Below are 14,380 nucleotides of genomic sequence, written 5' to 3' on the forward strand. Positions count from 1 at the left end.
CTACTGTTTGGTTATTCGCTGGTTAAATTTTTCCTTCTAGGATCTCCTTACGTGGCTGCGCAATCACCACCTTGTCGACCAACACGCCTTTATCCCTAATTCTGTCGGCAGCGGCTTCTACCGCCGCTTGTACGGCAGCCACATCACCGGTCAGGGTGACAAAACCTTTACCGCCGATAGCCATTGCCATATGGACTTCTAGCAGTTCAATATTTGCAGCCTTGACTGCCGCATCAGCAGCTTCAACAATCGCTGCAACTGAAAATGTTTCAACAATACCCAGCGCAGAGGTATGCTCGACAACGCGGGTACCCGCAATGGCCGGGAACACATCCGGATGAACATTGGCAATGATCAGATCATCGACTACCTCACCGCCGCCAACCTGTAACCCCGTTTCAACAGCCGCATTAATCGCAGCCACATCCCCACTCACCATAACCATAAACTTGCCGGGACAAATCGTACGGTTAAATAATATCTCGACGTTGGCCGCTTTTAGCATCGCATCTGCAACCAAGTAGCCCCGAGCAATAGAGTTGAGTTCAATACAGCCAATTGCGTTTAACATTTATTTTTCCAATCTATTTCTAATTGCATTAAGCCACCTATTCAGTAGCTGCCTGATGCTTAATAACGACAGAGTCACCGACTGAAGCAACAATACCAGAGATACTGGCATGTATAGCGGTACTGAGCCCGCCCTCTGCAGGTTGGCCGATCATCTGCCCTTTAACTACAGTTTCACCTTCTTTAACAATGGCTTGTGCTGGTAGCCCTATATGCTGCGCCAACGGAATTGAAACCACTTCCGGAACATAATCACTTGAGCGGTAAGCTGCTTTTGTTTCCATGTACTGGCTTAACTCCAAGCGCCGGGCAAGCCTTTTAGTCGGCACGCCCCGGTATTCCCGCAATGGATGCACATCCGTCGTTTTGGCTTGTAGTTCTGCTGGTGATTGCCATTGCTGCTGCTCACGTAGTGCCCGCTTGGTAGTGGCACATACCCGACTCGGATCCAGCCCCTCGGGACACGACCACATCGTACAAAGGTTACATTCGCAGCAGGCTTGCGCCGCTAAGGCAAAGCTCTGGTTATTGCTACCTGAAACCTGAAGCGATCGCATCGCCAGATGTGGCTGAATTGGATAACCCAGCAAATTCCGGGGACACATGGAAGTACACAAGCTGCATTGATCGCACGCGGCTTTACCTATCCGTCGAAGATCAGCTTCGCTGCGCAACTTGACCCGTGCTATCCGTGAACTTTTCGGCAACACCAGTAAACCACTGGAAACTTTCGTTATCGGCTTATCTAAATCAGTCGTTATCGAGCCCATCATCGGGCCACCTTCAACAACGACACAGTCCTTACGGATCATCCCCCCCGCAAGTGCAATAGCTTCACGGTAAGTCATGCCAATGGGTAACCACGCCGAATACGGCGAGGAAACCTCACCGTGAACGGAGATCATTGTTTCTGTCACAGGCTGACCGTTTGCTGCACGGAAAACATTGATAAAGGATTCAATGTTATTAACCATCACCCCGATATCTTTCGGTAGTCCACCAGCAGGAATACGTTTCCCCGTAGCGTGGAAAACCAGTTCAACTTCATCGCCAGCAGGATAAACATCATCCATCAGCAGCAATTCGATATTGGCCGGCAGCAAGGAGGTCAGTATCGCGATGGTATCGGCATTTTTCTTTTTAATGCCAATGATCCCGCGTGCCGCACCGACCTGCTTCATGGCCAATAACATCCCGCCACACAGCTCATGTCCCCACTGCTGCATCAAGACCTGATCCTTATACAGCAATGGCTCACATTCAGCGCCGTTGGCCAACACCAGCTCAACTTGGCAATCAAGTTTGACGTAGGTCGGGAAGCCTGCGCCCCCCGCACCAACGACGCCGCCCTGCTGAACTAGGTTCAATAACGGTTCCACATCCACCTCGACTAATTAGCTATTGGGTTTCGAGCAACATCAAGCACGGCAGCCTCAAACGCATCACACGCTGCGCGGCACGCCGCTTGTGAACCGGCTAAATGACCGCCACCAAAGTTAGTTTCCGACGGTGGTGCAAACAGATTAACCAACTGTACATCAGCGGCTTTCAAAGCTGCATCTAGGGCATACATTGCTTCTAACGGAGGAGCAATCAAGTAGGCTAATGCTTCACCCTGCTCTACCCCAGCTTCAGCGGATAGATAGCTGCCTGTTGATGAAACCAAGTGGGCAAAAAAAGCGATATCACCATTTTCATCAGCGCACTGAAAAGCGGCTTCGTCTTCAATAAACGCTTTTGCTCGTTCCAGCCCAGCAATGACATCTGCTGGGCAGCCACCAGCCAAAATACCGATCACTTCACCGGATGTCGGGCCGGATGAGTGCGCAGCACCGGCATAAAAGGAACGAGCATAAACCACATCCACATTTGCCGCTTTCGTTGCTTCATCCAAGGCGCAATAAGTCACGTCATCACAATCAGACGTGATAATACCTATGCTATTGTGATGGGGCTGAAGCCCCATTTTTTCCTTGTAAACCGGATCGACCGAGGCAATCACACGGGTCGCCAGTACTGATGGTTGAATTTTGTCTAAAATTGCCATGCTTCGTTCCTTCTTAGCGCTTCAAGTTAATGCCACTGGCTTTCTGCGCCAGCATGGTTTTGACCAAATCGACTATCACCGCCGCCGCTTCCACAGGTGGTGTACCCCCAGCGTGAATATTTGATATTACGGTGCGATCTGACTCGACTGTTTTTTCTGTTGGCTTGTAGATCGCATAACAACTTAAGGACTCTGACTGACCTAGCCCAGGACGCTCTCCAATCAGCAGCAGGTTGACTTCAGCATCTAGCAGCATGCCAATTTCATCTTGTGCTTTTACCCTGCCGTAACGCAGGAAGAAAGGCGTGCCGACATCCAGTCCGGCGTTTTTCAAACCGTTGATCAGTGGTGGAAGAATTTCATCATGGTTGACAGTTACAGCATCCAAACTTAACCCATCAGACAGCACAACCTGTACCTGTGGCGCTTTTTTGCAGTTATCACGAATCAGCATCTTGGCATCATCATTTAGTTTACGGCCAAGATCCGGACGGGTTAGGTAAACATCTTTGTCAGCTGCGCAAGACTGCACTTCCATCAGGTTGCGCTCTTGCAGCCATGACGATTCGACATTCTTAATCACCGTATCTTTCGAACGTGAGTGATCGGCCAAAAATCGCAGTAACGCGGTTGTTCTTGGACGTGGGCCGGTGCGGCCAGTCCCCACCCGGGCATCTGTCTGCGACATCAAGTCATCGATGACTTTGCTATCAGCAGCCTCACTAATGCCATTCCATTTCTTAAAGCACTTATCCCCTAAATCAGGTAACGATTCCGTGCTGTTATTACTCTGTTGTGTGACTTGTGCATCAACCACCTTGGTGACCGCAGCTGGACTGACATCTTTTTCACCTAGCTGCGCAAGTACGGTGGCGACAATATCCTGAATCTTCTGTTCGTTCATTCCTAGCTACCCCTTATTTGAAAAACACTGATGGGTCGCCCGCCTTGCGGGTTAACCGGCCATTTTCCATAAAGCCCATAGTTTCCATCCATGCTTCAAACTCCGGTGCCGGACGCAGTTTCAATAGCTGTCGAACAGTGGCGGTATCATGGAACGAGGTGGTTTGGTAATTCAGCATGATGTCGTCACCAAGCGGCATACCAATAACAAAGTTAACCCCGGCTGCAGCCAGAAGAGTCACTAGGTTTTCGTTAGAGTTCTGATCTGTATCGGCATGGTTGGTGTAACACGCATCACACCCCATCGGTATTCCCGACAATTTACCCATGAAATGGTCTTCCAACCCGGCACGGATAATTTGTTGGTGGTTGTAGAGGTATTCAGGACCAATAAAGCCAACAACGGTATTCACCAAGTGAGGGTTATAACGTTGTGCCAATGCGTAGCATCTCGCTTCCATCGTCATCTGATCGGCACCATGGTGGGCATCGGCAGAGAGTTCAGAGCCCTGTCCGGTCTCGAAATACATCATGTTCTCGCCAGCCAGGTTGCAGTACTGCTTACCAACTTCATAGGCTTCGTCGAGCATGTCGACACTCACACCAAATTCCGCCAGTCCTTTTTCTGAGCCAGCAATACTTTGGAATAACAAGCCCCCAGGCGCTCCCCGGCGAACCGCTTCCATCTGAGTGGTTATGTGCGCCAAGACACAAGGCTGGGTAGGAATATCCCACTTGGTGATCACATCTTGAATTGCATTTAGCATCTGGGTGGTGTTTTCGACGCTATCTGTGACTGGGTTGATACCAATCACGGCATCGCCACAACCATAGGTTAAACCTTCATAGGTTTGGGCCAGAATCGAATTGACGTTATCACGGGTATCATTTGGCTGCAGGCGACAGCTAAAGTGCCCAGGCAAACCGACGGTCGCATTGGCCTTGGTGATCACCGGCATCTGACTGGCGCCATACATCAAGTCACCGTTCGAGCACAGCTTACCAACGGCTGACACCATTTCTGCGGTTAAGCCTTTGCGCAGGCGTTGCATGTCTTCGTTGCTGACATCACTGAGTACGTACTCACGCAGCTCACTCACCGTCCAGTTCTGAATTTTCTCGAACATGGTGCGATTCAAGCTGTCTTGATTAATCCGGGTGATCAAATCGGTTTCGTAGCTGACAACCGGATTTTCACGCAGATCCTTCAATGTCATTTCTGACAGCACATGTTTAGCCGCGACTCGCTCTTGCGCCGTATGCGCCGCAACGCCCGCCAAAATATCGCCCGAGCGAAGATCTGACGCTTTAGCAAGTACATCTTTCACATCCCTGAATTGGTAAGTTTGGCCAAACAGGTGGGTTTTTAACTTCATGTAACAACTCCTTTTAAGACGGGAAGGCGAGAGATTTCACAGTTAATGGCACAATCTCCCCGCCGAAGTAACTGTTTCCAATATCGATATAGTCACCCTCATGGGTGATCACTTCATCAATGACAGTGACAGGCAGAGGATGCAGCTGAGGCTGTAGTTCCATCCCCAACGCTTTACCGATATCGTTATGTACAATGACAAATGCCGGATCCTGATGATTTCCGTGCTGTTGATAAAATCGGGTTAACTCGGCCGCCACATGCTGCACGGTCTGGTAACGGATTGGCATTCCACGGTCGAGGGCAATCGCGTAGCGGTCACAGCCAATGGCAAGATCCATTCGCTCGGCAGCAATCACAATTTGATCGCATATTTCAGGCTGCGGCTGTTGCCAGTCCACAGCAGGGTGAACCACTGGAATATTTTTCAGTGGCAACTCGGCAGAATTAAGCCAGATAGTTGAACCCGATAGCGTCAGTGAATATGCCCCGGCACCAATCACCGTGGCACGTAATGTCTGGTTTGGACGACGCACCGGGTAATGAGCCAACCGGCCATGACGCAGCAATGAAAGTGCAAGTTGAGGACCAATATCACCAAAGTTGCCTATGTGTGCGGGGTTATCCGCATGGTAGTAACACTCTCCAACGCCACCACTCAAGAAAACAGCATCAAGATCCTTGTGCTCCGATAAGCCCGATGTTTGCAGCAGTTGGACGGCCAGTGGTGATAGCTGCCCCTCCATGACTTCAACAATCAGATCGGCCATGCGGTCAATTATTCGCTTAAGATGATCCGCTGTGATCTGGCGTGGGTGTAGGGTTTCCCCAAACAGATCCTGCATCACGACCACGGCCGGTTTATGGACATACACCACTTCACCGCTGTCGTTAAGCTCCACCAAACGGCCGCCAATATTAAGGCAAGCAGTCTCGACAACCCGGCCACAGTCAAACACCACATAATTGGAGGTACCACCGCCAATATCGATATTCATCACCTTAAGGTGGCCGTTCTGCGCAAGCTCCTGAGCACCACTGCCGCGGCCTGCAATAACCGATTCAAGGTTAGGCCCAGCGGTCGCAACCACAAAGTCACCTAGCCGTTGTGATAAATCCATGATGGCATCACGGGCGTTATGCGCTTTTGCCGTTTCTCCGGTAATAATAATCGCGCCGGTTTCCACCCCTTCCCCTGCTTTATCACCGGAATCTAAGCCCGCAAGTTCGATCTGCTGTTCTATAAATTGCTGGAGCCCAAGCGCATCAATCGTGCCCTGATGGTTAATCGGTGTGAAGGTAACCGGGCTCTGATATACGATGTCACGCTCGATGAATTCATAGACCGGAACCTGAGAAGCAGGCGCACGGTTAACCACCGTCAGGTTAGAAAAAATCACTTGGGTGGTCGTTGTGCCAATGTCGATGCCGACACTATGGATAACTTTTCTATCCATCAGCAATATCCTTCCGGCAAGGAACCGGTAATAACTTGCTGCAATAACCCTGTGATCTGCGCAGGCCTCACATCTCTTGGGTTACCCTGTAGGCAGATGTCTTTCATTGCCTGTTCCGCCAGCAACGGAATATCCCGCTTAGCAATATCAACGTCGGCAAGTGATGTCGGCAGCCCCAAATCCATCACTAACTGGCGAACCGCCAACACTGCGGCCCTACAGCGTTCACGCGGTGTCATGGAATCACGCCCCACACCCAGAGCATTGGCCACTTCCGCTAACTCGGCTTCACAGCTAAGGGCATTAAAAGCCATCACATACGGTAGCAAGATGGCATTAGCGACGCCGTGGGCAAGATGGTATCGGGCCCCAATCTGATGAGAGATAGCGTGGGTTAGCCCCAACCCGGCATTACTGAATGCCAAGCCTGCTTTATAGGCTGCAACTGCCATGTCATACCGCTTATCAATGTCTTGGCCATAGCCTGCGGCTACCGGTAGTGCTTTGCTTATGGCTTCAATCGCGTGATAGGCATACGCCTTTGATAGCGGATTAGAATAGCGAGAAATATAAGCCTCAATGGCATGGGTAAGCGCATCGATACCCGTCGCAGCGGTGATCTCAGCAGGTACCCCCAGCATCAAGGCAGGATCGATAAGGGCCATATCAGGTACTAAGGCTGGACCTTTGACCGGCACCTTGATACCTAACGCCAAATCTTTAATCACGGTAATATCGGTGACTTCAGAGCCCGTTCCTGCCGTGGTCGGGATCGCGCCCAGGCCGACTCGCCGTGATGCTATTCCACCCACTTTATAGTCAGTCAGTTTTCCTTGGTAATCACCAATTACGGCAATGGCTTTGGCGGCGTCCAATGCCGAACCACCACCAACACCTAGCACAAAATCGGCACCGCAAGCCTTGAGGGTGTCGCTCCCCACCTTCAGGCAATCACTATCCGGCTCGCCGGCAATATCGGTAAACAGCGTAAGGGAAAGTCCGGAGAGTTTAATTGCCGTCTCACAGCCTGCCGTTAGGCCAAGCTGGTACACCTGCTTGTCGGCTACCAGCAGAACGTTTGACGCACCAAGCTCTTTAAGCACATCCCCTAATTGGTTGACGCAGTAGCCGCCCGTCACCGTGACAGCAGGTGATCGGAATGTAAAACCACGGTGAGGTCGATATTGAGTCAGGGTTTGTCGAACAATCGCCGCAACATCGGCTTGTGACACGCTCATAACTTACTCCTTACCTTCCAACATCAAGCCATAGCTCGCAATGGCAAGTGGCGTCAGGTACAGGGCACGTGAAAACTCAACCACATTAATTGTTGGGAATGCCTTACGGAAAATATCACTAAAGCCCGCAATCAAGGTGCCACCACCGGTCAAATACATCGCGGTCGGCTGATGGCCAGCCAAATGCTCACTCACAATGTCTGCCATCTTTTCAATGACCGGCTTTGCCATAGTGGCAACAAGTGGGTCTTCATGGCTACGTCGCTTGTATTGCTCAGCTTCATCCACCTCAACCCCTAGCCCACCGGCAATCGTCAAGCTGACATGGCGGCCACCCGACGGTTCGTCAAGCGAGGTGACCAACTCGCCATTGGCGATAATGGCAGTGCCCGTGGTACCGCCACCGACATCGATCACCGCCCCCTCTTGGATTTGCAGCAGCTCTGCAACACTGCTTGGCTCATCAATCACATGGCTCACCAACACCCCGGCAGACTCCACCACGTTGATAGAGATCCGCGGATCAGTCCCCGGTGGGTATGAAGTGATTGCATGCTCGACAGCTACACCAAGCTTCTGCTCAACTTTTCGTAACTGCTCCCGCACAATCCGGCAAGCACCGACATAATCCACAACCACCCCATCCCGGACCACATCAGCCCAATCAAGAAAAGCGGCGACAGGTATGCCTCGACCATCGATCACAACGGTCTGAATATCCGCCGTCCCTAAGTCGATACCGACATGCCACTGGTCTGGTGCAGACACCGGCGACTCGTCATTGACCAGTTCATCAATGAGCAATAGGTGTTGGTTAACATGTTCGAGCAAACTAGTCATAGCTATACGATCCTGAACGCATCAACTGCGGTACAACGGCGCTTACGAGTGAAAGTCAACGCATTCGTCACCCCTTCCCCGGTTGGGGTCGAAATCGTCATGGTTGTCCAGCCTTCACCACCAGCGCCTATTGCCGCAATCGCAGGTCCATTTTTGGCCAATAAACTACAGTCCATTTCAAAGGCCATGCGGGTGAGTACATCGATATTTTTCGAATGAATCGCCGCGGTATGTCGATTACCGTTTTCAAGCTCCACCGCCCAATCAATGGCCTGATCGACATGCTGGGCCCTGATCAATGGAATAATTGGCATCATTTGTTCAGTCGTGGCAAAGACATGATCTTTATCCGCATCAAATACCAACAAGCGAGTATCACCAGGCACTTGAATATCTGCGGCAGCGGCAATCTTGGCCGCATCTCGTCCAACCCATTTAGGATCGGCTGAAGGATGCTCACCGGGATACCCTTTGAGCACGATACGGGCAACTGACTCAGCTTGCGCTGGACTTAACTCAAACGCGCCATGCTGGCACATGCAGGCTTTCAGCTCGTCGGCAATCGATGCAACCGCAATGATTTCTTTCTCTGTGGCACAAACGATGTTGTTATCGAATGAAGCCCCCTGCACGATAGAAATTGCAGCACGTTGCAGATCTGCCGTTTCATCGACTACCACTGGCGGGTTACCCGGGCCAGCAGCAATAAGGCGTTTATCAGTGACTTTGCGCGCTGCATCGACAACGGCGTCACCACCAGTAACCACCAGCAAGCCGATCCCCGGATAGCAGAACAAGGCTTGGGCATTTTCCAGTGATGGTGTCGCCACCGTGGTACAGATATTGGCCGGGCCACCGACACTTTCACTGGCTTTGTTTACCAGTTGGATCGCGTACTGTGACACTTTCTTGGCTGCTGGATGCGGTGCAAATACCACTGCATTACCCGCAGCAATCATGCTGATCGCATTATTGATCACCGTACAGGACGGGTTAGTACTCGGGGTGACAGAAGCAATGACGCCCCATGGGGCATTTTCCATCAAGCTCATTCCCGCATCGCCGGATACCGCCTGCGGGGCTAAAATTTCAGTCCCCGGGGTACGCTGTGCAACTAACAGGTGCTTGGCAATCTTGTCTTCTACACGGCCAAAACCCGTTTCTTCTACCGCCATGGTAGACAGCTCTTTGGCGTGCTTTTTAGCCATTCTGCGAATAGCTAGGATCATCTCGTCACGCAAAGCCAGCGAGTGAATTTGTTTTTGAGCCTGTTTCGCGGCGGCAACGGCACCATCCAGCGTTGGATAGATACCGTAATCACCGGCCCCGCAATCAGAAGACGTGCCGTTTTGAGTCATATCGAGTTGCATGACAACACGTCTGACAATTTCTTCTATTTGCTGCTGATCCATAATGAATCTACTCCATGCAACAGGTTAAATTTTCCGATAAAGCTGTTCGCGTGACGCGGTGACTTCATCAATGATCCCCACCACGCAAAGATCGACAGGTGAGCCGGTTTGCAAATCACCGTAAGCTGCTCGGGCCGAACTGCCCGAGACCACCATCACCCACTCGTCCTCGCCCGCTCCAAGCTGATCCATCGCAATATGGATCTCACCCATGCCGTTACCTTGCTTATCGACAAACTCCACCAAACAGAGCTTATCCATCCGCATGTGTTGGCTGCGGACGGTGGCAATAACATGGCCTATAACTTTCGCGATGCGCATACGAACTCCTCATGCTGCGGCTCCCCTTAGCACATGCCAAGGGAAAACCATTACTTCACCGTGATCGGAAATACTTTTTCAAGATCTTGGTGAGGACGAGGGATCACATGGACCGCCACCAACTCACCCAGACGTTGGGCCACAACCGAGCCTGCATCTGTTGCCGCCTTGCACGATGCCACGTCACCACGGATCAATGCGGTAACATAACCAGAGCCGATTTGCTGATAGCCAACAAGCTCCACGCGTGCAGCCTTGACCATCGCATCCGATGCTTCGATAAGTGCGGTCAACCCTTTGGTTTCTAGAATTCCTAATGCGTCCATTTAACTGCTCCTTGGATTATTTGCTTTCAGTGCGTGATTTAGTTGCTGGTGCCTTTTTTTCTTCTACTTCCGTAGTGATTGGGAAGATTGCTTCCAAGTCGCCGTGCGGACGAGGGATCACATGAACTGCAACCACTTCGCCTAGACGTTGAGCGGCTGCAGCACCGGCATCTGTTGCCGCTTTGCAAGCCGCCACATCACCGCGTACCATCGCTGAAACAATGCCTGACCCAATTTGCTTGTACCCCACCAACTGCACGCGAGCGGCCTTAACCATCGCATCAGATGCTTCAATCAATGCAGTCAGTCCTTTGGTTTCAATAATGCCTAACGCTTCCATTAGCTATTCCTCAACATTTGTTTTTAAAGTTATCGACACAGACATGAAGCCAATACCGAAATATCAACGATATCGTTCGCACTACAGCCGCGAGATAAGTCATGTACCGGTGAAGCCAAGCCTTGCAGCATCGGCCCCAACGCAATATATCCGCCTAACCGCTGGGCAACCTTGTAGGCTATATTGCCGGCGTTAAGCGAAGGAAAAATAAACACATTTGCCTGCCCTTCGAGTGGGCTATTCGGCATTTTCTGCGCCGCAACCGCAGGGACGATGGCTGCGTCAAATTGCACCTCACCATCGATGATCAAGTCCGGACAGCGCTGGCGCACCATCTCTGTCGCTTCGGTCACTTTGCTTACAGTAGGGTGCTCTGCACTCCCCTTGGTGGAAAATGACAGCATGGCTACCCGCGGTGTTTGGCCGGTAAGCCGGGCGAAGTTTGCGGCGGTATCAATCGCAATATCAGCCAGCTGCTCAGCCGTCGGCAACGGGATCACCCCGGCATCAGAAAACGCATGCACGGCTTGGCCATCAGGAGAGAGCATCAGGAAAAAACTCGATACCGTTTTGGAGTTAGCGGCAATGCCCACACCGCGAATAGCTGCCCGGATCACATCACCCGTTGTCGATACGTTGCCGCCAATACACACATCAGCGTAACCATGGGCGACCATCATCATGGCGAAATCCAATGGCTGCTTGAGCCGGGTTGCTGCTTCCTCAGCAGTAATAGGCTTGCGCTGGCGGCTCACATAGCTGGCAACCATTTCATCAAAACACCCAGCCGATTCCGGCGACAGTAATGTCAAACAAGGCACGGCTATCCCGCTACGATGGGCCATATCACGCAACCGGAACGGGTTACCCAGCAAAATAGGCTCAGCCAATCCCGCCAATTTCATCTCATTGGCAGCATGGAGTAGACGTACGTCCTCAGCATCAGGAAAAACGATGCGCTTCGGTTGTTTACGACAGGCTTCCCGGCAAGTTTCAAGCAACTCCATGACCCAGCTCCTTGAGGATGGCTTGATGGCCTTTTTCACACTGCAATACCAAAATCATCACGACGTAAACCACACTGGACAGCCGATTCAAACCTGCCACAATGTCATTTCGGCTCAACTGCATGCAGTCATCGAGATAGACCTGGCTGGCAATCAGCTCAAGCTCGCGAACCAACGCACGTAAATAATTCAGCTGAGCAACCGTGTGGCCGTAACACGCATCGGGCAATAAATGATCATGACCCAAATAAGCCAGTGGCTTGTGCGACCAACGATGCACCTCATCGGCGTCAAAACTGCCAAGCCTAGGCAACGGCAGTGGTTGCTCTGTGACTTCAGCCTGCAACACTTGCCCAAGATAGGAGCGAATATCAGCCATAAAGCCTTTGAGCAGCTCAGGCTGATCTTCCAGTGCACACTGCGCCATCACACAAAAACAGATGCAGCTATCGAGTTTTCCCCGTAATGCAATCCGCGGATGGGTTTTAGGTACGAGCACTTGGTCATTCAAATGGGTCATTAAGGCCGGCTTATCGGCAATATGCGATCCGCACATCACGCACGCATTCTCAGGGCGTACATTATTAGTTTTCAATGGATGTACCTGCTCGGCAGGCTCTAGGGCCTCACCTTCTCTGCTCGAAAACACCAGCCCATTGTCACTACGCCACTTCACCGTAATTTGCCGTTCAGTAACCATTTGCTGGGCTGCGGGTGTAAAGCGTGTCCCTACCGGCAAAAAGATCTCACCGCCAGTACGTAAACCAACATGCTGACGTAAGTAATCTTCCGTAATAAAGGCAGGCGTGGCTTTGCTGTCCATGATTACGCCCACTCAACAGGGTAAGTAATGTAGACATAGCGCACATGGGTCGGAGTACCGAACTCCACCGTGCTTCCCTTAGGAATAAAAATGACATCACCCGGCTTACCAACCGTGGTCCCAGAGGCCGTTTTCACATGAAACTCCCCTTCCAAAACCACATTGACTTCGTCATAGCATAGGGTCCAAGGGAAGAAAGCATTCTCCCAGCCCATGTAACCGACGCCCATGTTGCTATTGTCTTGGGCACCAATAACATCCGTTAGGCCGATATTCTTGCCAGGCGCACCATCAAACTCACCCAGTTGAACCGCGCTGCCTCGTACCAGAACAATGCCGTCATCATTAATTTGCCGTGCCGACGGCGGTGCCTGTACACCAAAGTCCTGTAATGCCTTGCTGATCAGTTCTTTAATCAACGCACTCTGATCACTGTCGACACGTGTAAGCTTCGACTCAATCTCAGACTGGATCTTGGCAGCAAGCTGACCTGAGCATTCAACGTCACTTTTCTTTACTTCAGGCAACGACTGGACACTGGCTGCATTTACCGGCGGAGCCTCAACTTGCTGTTGACGCGGCTCCGTATCAAGCAGTTCCACGCCCTCAACGTTAGCAACATCGCGTGCTTCCGGTGTGATGATGTACTGCGCCACCGGTACAACTAGGTAGCTTTCTTTATTCGCTTTTGCTTTACGTATATCCGCAGCAGAAATTAACTGTTTCATTACCGCTTCCCTTGCAATTAGAATGGTTTCATTCAGCATTTACTGGCTGAAGAGAAAGTAAGTGCTCATAGAGTTGGTCAATCGATGAAGGATCATAAATAGAGGTGCGGAAGTAAGGTCCGGTTATCCCCTGCCCCTTCAATAGGCGCTCTGCCCTTTCACAATCAGCACTCTCAACATCAGCCTTGCTGATCACCGCTACAATATTCTTATTCGGATACACTCGTAATAAGCCGCTCGGTGCACTGACACGCTTCGCATCAGCAGGCTGTAAAATCACAATTGTTTTTACCGTCGAGATAGTCGAAAGCAATGCACCATTCCAAGAACGGTTATCGACAAACTCTCCCGGTGTATCAATAACGCTGCCTTGATAAAAAATAGCGGCCTGCGTCTTTCCAGTATTAGTTTCCTGATCTAGAATTTTATTAATAAGTGCTGATTTACCGGCATCAACCTCACCAATAAAAGCAATATTCGATATTTGCTGGTTATTCATGTTAGGTCCTAGTTATTTCGCAGGTGTTATAAGACAAAGTGGTATTAAGTACAGAAATAACTGTATTCAACGCCTCATCGACCGATGCAACACTGCCGGTTATAACTAAAGCACCTGAGAAACGGTCTAAAAATCCAATATTTACATTTGCAGATTTCGTTGCGATATCTCCGGCGATAATGGATGTTTCGCCTGGTGTTAGCGTCAATATCCCAATAGCTCCATTGCTCTCAACCCCGACTCGCTCACACAACTCCTCAGTTGGATTGGCGACAAGGTGGGCAAGCGTAACCTGTTTACCCGGAACAAACTCCTGGATAATCCGCTCTTTACCAGATGATAGATCTAACATGTGTGGACACTTAGTATAAAAACACTAAATCAATCTACACCTATGCTCATTGATTTTATGAAACACCCATCACATAACTATTTTTTGATCGCAATAAATATTAGAGTTATCGATAAAACATGATCGTTATCACCAAATAAAT

The 14,380-nt window shown here is 50.7% G+C and carries 17 protein-coding genes; all 17 read right to left on the reverse strand.

Annotated features, from left to right (window positions below):
- Positions 1-22 precede the first annotated feature (22 nt).
- Genes L4D09_RS20185 through eutS form a run of 17 tightly spaced genes read right to left on the reverse strand, consistent with a single transcriptional unit; the run spans position 23 to position 14,238 of the window.
- The gene (locus L4D09_RS20185; protein ID WP_428459328.1) at positions 23-571 is read right to left on the reverse strand and encodes a BMC domain-containing protein; all 549 of its coding nucleotides are present in this window, start codon (positions 569-571) and stop codon (positions 23-25) included.
- A 37-nt stretch (positions 572-608) separates the two neighbouring features.
- Positions 609-1,949, reverse strand: a complete 1,341-nt coding sequence (locus tag L4D09_RS20190) for a 4Fe-4S dicluster domain-containing protein (protein ID WP_428459329.1) — start codon at positions 1,947-1,949, stop codon at positions 609-611.
- 11 nt (positions 1,950-1,960) lie between these two features.
- Positions 1,961-2,617, reverse strand: a complete 657-nt coding sequence (eutL, locus tag L4D09_RS20195) for an ethanolamine utilization microcompartment protein EutL (protein WP_428459330.1) — start codon at positions 2,615-2,617, stop codon at positions 1,961-1,963.
- Positions 2,618-2,630: 13 nt separating this feature from the next.
- Positions 2,631-3,521 (reverse strand): ethanolamine ammonia-lyase subunit EutC, encoded by an 891-nt coding sequence (eutC, locus tag L4D09_RS20200; RefSeq protein ID WP_428459331.1) that lies wholly within the window; start codon positions 3,519-3,521, stop codon positions 2,631-2,633.
- A 13-nt stretch (positions 3,522-3,534) separates the two neighbouring features.
- Positions 3,535-4,896 (reverse strand): ethanolamine ammonia-lyase subunit EutB, encoded by a 1,362-nt coding sequence (locus L4D09_RS20205; protein ID WP_428459332.1) that lies wholly within the window; start codon positions 4,894-4,896, stop codon positions 3,535-3,537.
- Between the two features lie 13 nt (positions 4,897-4,909).
- Positions 4,910-6,352, reverse strand: a complete 1,443-nt coding sequence (locus tag L4D09_RS20210) for an ethanolamine ammonia-lyase reactivating factor EutA (RefSeq protein WP_428459333.1) — start codon at positions 6,350-6,352, stop codon at positions 4,910-4,912.
- Positions 6,352-7,590: an iron-containing alcohol dehydrogenase gene (locus L4D09_RS20215; RefSeq protein ID WP_428459334.1), complete on the reverse strand. Its 1,239-nt coding sequence runs from the start codon at positions 7,588-7,590 to the stop codon at positions 6,352-6,354. The genes L4D09_RS20210 and L4D09_RS20215 overlap by 1 nt, the downstream gene beginning before the upstream one ends.
- A 3-nt stretch (positions 7,591-7,593) precedes the next feature.
- Positions 7,594-8,430, reverse strand: coding sequence for an ethanolamine utilization protein EutJ (gene eutJ, locus L4D09_RS20220; protein ID WP_428459335.1), 837 nt, complete (start codon positions 8,428-8,430; stop codon positions 7,594-7,596).
- A gap of 2 nt (positions 8,431-8,432) precedes the next feature.
- Positions 8,433-9,842 carry an aldehyde dehydrogenase family protein gene (locus L4D09_RS20225; RefSeq protein ID WP_428459336.1) on the reverse strand — a complete coding sequence of 470 codons (1,410 nt, stop codon included), beginning with the start codon at positions 9,840-9,842 and terminating at the stop codon, positions 8,433-8,435.
- Positions 9,843-9,866: 24 nt separating this feature from the next.
- Positions 9,867-10,163, reverse strand: a complete 297-nt coding sequence (locus L4D09_RS20230) for a EutN/CcmL family microcompartment protein (protein WP_428459337.1) — start codon at positions 10,161-10,163, stop codon at positions 9,867-9,869.
- Between the two features lie 50 nt (positions 10,164-10,213).
- Positions 10,214-10,489: an ethanolamine utilization microcompartment protein EutM gene (gene eutM, locus L4D09_RS20235; RefSeq protein ID WP_107348726.1), complete on the reverse strand. Its 276-nt coding sequence runs from the start codon at positions 10,487-10,489 to the stop codon at positions 10,214-10,216.
- 16 nt (positions 10,490-10,505) lie between these two features.
- Positions 10,506-10,829, reverse strand: a complete 324-nt coding sequence (gene eutM / locus L4D09_RS20240) for an ethanolamine utilization microcompartment protein EutM (RefSeq protein WP_428459338.1) — start codon at positions 10,827-10,829, stop codon at positions 10,506-10,508.
- 29 nt (positions 10,830-10,858) lie between these two features.
- The gene (gene pta, locus L4D09_RS20245; protein WP_428459339.1) at positions 10,859-11,836 is read right to left on the reverse strand and encodes a phosphate acetyltransferase; all 978 of its coding nucleotides are present in this window, start codon (positions 11,834-11,836) and stop codon (positions 10,859-10,861) included.
- Positions 11,823-12,659, reverse strand: coding sequence for an ethanolamine utilization cob(I)yrinic acid a,c-diamide adenosyltransferase EutT (gene eutT / locus L4D09_RS20250; protein WP_428459340.1), 837 nt, complete (start codon positions 12,657-12,659; stop codon positions 11,823-11,825). Before eutT ends, pta begins: the two co-directional genes overlap by 14 nt.
- Positions 12,660-12,661: 2 nt before the next feature.
- Positions 12,662-13,387 (reverse strand): ethanolamine utilization acetate kinase EutQ, encoded by a 726-nt coding sequence (eutQ, locus tag L4D09_RS20255; protein WP_428459341.1) that lies wholly within the window; start codon positions 13,385-13,387, stop codon positions 12,662-12,664.
- A 28-nt stretch (positions 13,388-13,415) separates the two neighbouring features.
- Positions 13,416-13,886, reverse strand: coding sequence for a EutP/PduV family microcompartment system protein (locus tag L4D09_RS20260; RefSeq protein WP_428459342.1), 471 nt, complete (start codon positions 13,884-13,886; stop codon positions 13,416-13,418).
- 1 nt (position 13,887) lies between these two features.
- Entirely contained in the window at positions 13,888-14,238 is a 351-nt protein-coding gene (eutS, locus tag L4D09_RS20265; RefSeq protein WP_428459343.1) for an ethanolamine utilization microcompartment protein EutS, read from the reverse strand.
- Positions 14,239-14,380: the final 142 nt, after the last annotated feature.

Source organism: Photobacterium makurazakiensis (assembly GCF_050336715.1).
Lineage (GTDB): Bacteria > Pseudomonadota > Gammaproteobacteria > Enterobacterales > Vibrionaceae > Photobacterium > Photobacterium makurazakiensis.

Bases quoted from the DNA above. Each gene is read 5' to 3' on its own strand.
- eutC (WP_428459331.1), bottom strand. From the start codon at position 3,521: ATGAACGAACAGAAGATTCAGGATATTGTCGCCACCGTACTTGCGCAG.
- L4D09_RS20185 (WP_428459328.1), bottom strand. From the start codon at position 571: ATGTTAAACGCAATTGGCTGTATTGAACTCAACTCTATTGCTCGGGGC.
- eutJ (WP_428459335.1), bottom strand. From the start codon at position 8,430: ATGACTAGTTTGCTCGAACATGTTAACCAACACCTATTGCTCATTGAT.
- L4D09_RS20230 (WP_428459337.1), bottom strand. From the start codon at position 10,163: ATGCGCATCGCGAAAGTTATAGGCCATGTTATTGCCACCGTCCGCAGC.
- eutQ (WP_428459341.1), bottom strand. From the start codon at position 13,387: ATGAAACAGTTAATTTCTGCTGCGGATATACGTAAAGCAAAAGCGAAT.
- eutM (WP_428459338.1), bottom strand. From the start codon at position 10,829: ATGGAAGCGTTAGGCATTATTGAAACCAAAGGACTGACTGCATTGATT.
- L4D09_RS20260 (WP_428459342.1), bottom strand. From the start codon at position 13,886: ATGAATAACCAGCAAATATCGAATATTGCTTTTATTGGTGAGGTTGAT.
- eutT (WP_428459340.1), bottom strand. From the start codon at position 12,659: ATGGACAGCAAAGCCACGCCTGCCTTTATTACGGAAGATTACTTACGT.
- L4D09_RS20225 (WP_428459336.1), bottom strand. From the start codon at position 9,842: ATGGATCAGCAGCAAATAGAAGAAATTGTCAGACGTGTTGTCATGCAA.
- eutL (WP_428459330.1), bottom strand. From the start codon at position 2,617: ATGGCAATTTTAGACAAAATTCAACCATCAGTACTGGCGACCCGTGTG.
- L4D09_RS20205 (WP_428459332.1), bottom strand. From the start codon at position 4,896: ATGAAGTTAAAAACCCACCTGTTTGGCCAAACTTACCAATTCAGGGAT.
- L4D09_RS20215 (WP_428459334.1), bottom strand. From the start codon at position 7,590: ATGAGCGTGTCACAAGCCGATGTTGCGGCGATTGTTCGACAAACCCTG.
- eutS (WP_428459343.1), bottom strand. From the start codon at position 14,238: ATGTTAGATCTATCATCTGGTAAAGAGCGGATTATCCAGGAGTTTGTT.
- L4D09_RS20210 (WP_428459333.1), bottom strand. From the start codon at position 6,352: ATGGATAGAAAAGTTATCCATAGTGTCGGCATCGACATTGGCACAACG.
- pta (WP_428459339.1), bottom strand. From the start codon at position 11,836: ATGGAGTTGCTTGAAACTTGCCGGGAAGCCTGTCGTAAACAACCGAAG.
- eutM (WP_107348726.1), bottom strand. From the start codon at position 10,489: ATGGACGCATTAGGAATTCTAGAAACCAAAGGGTTGACCGCACTTATC.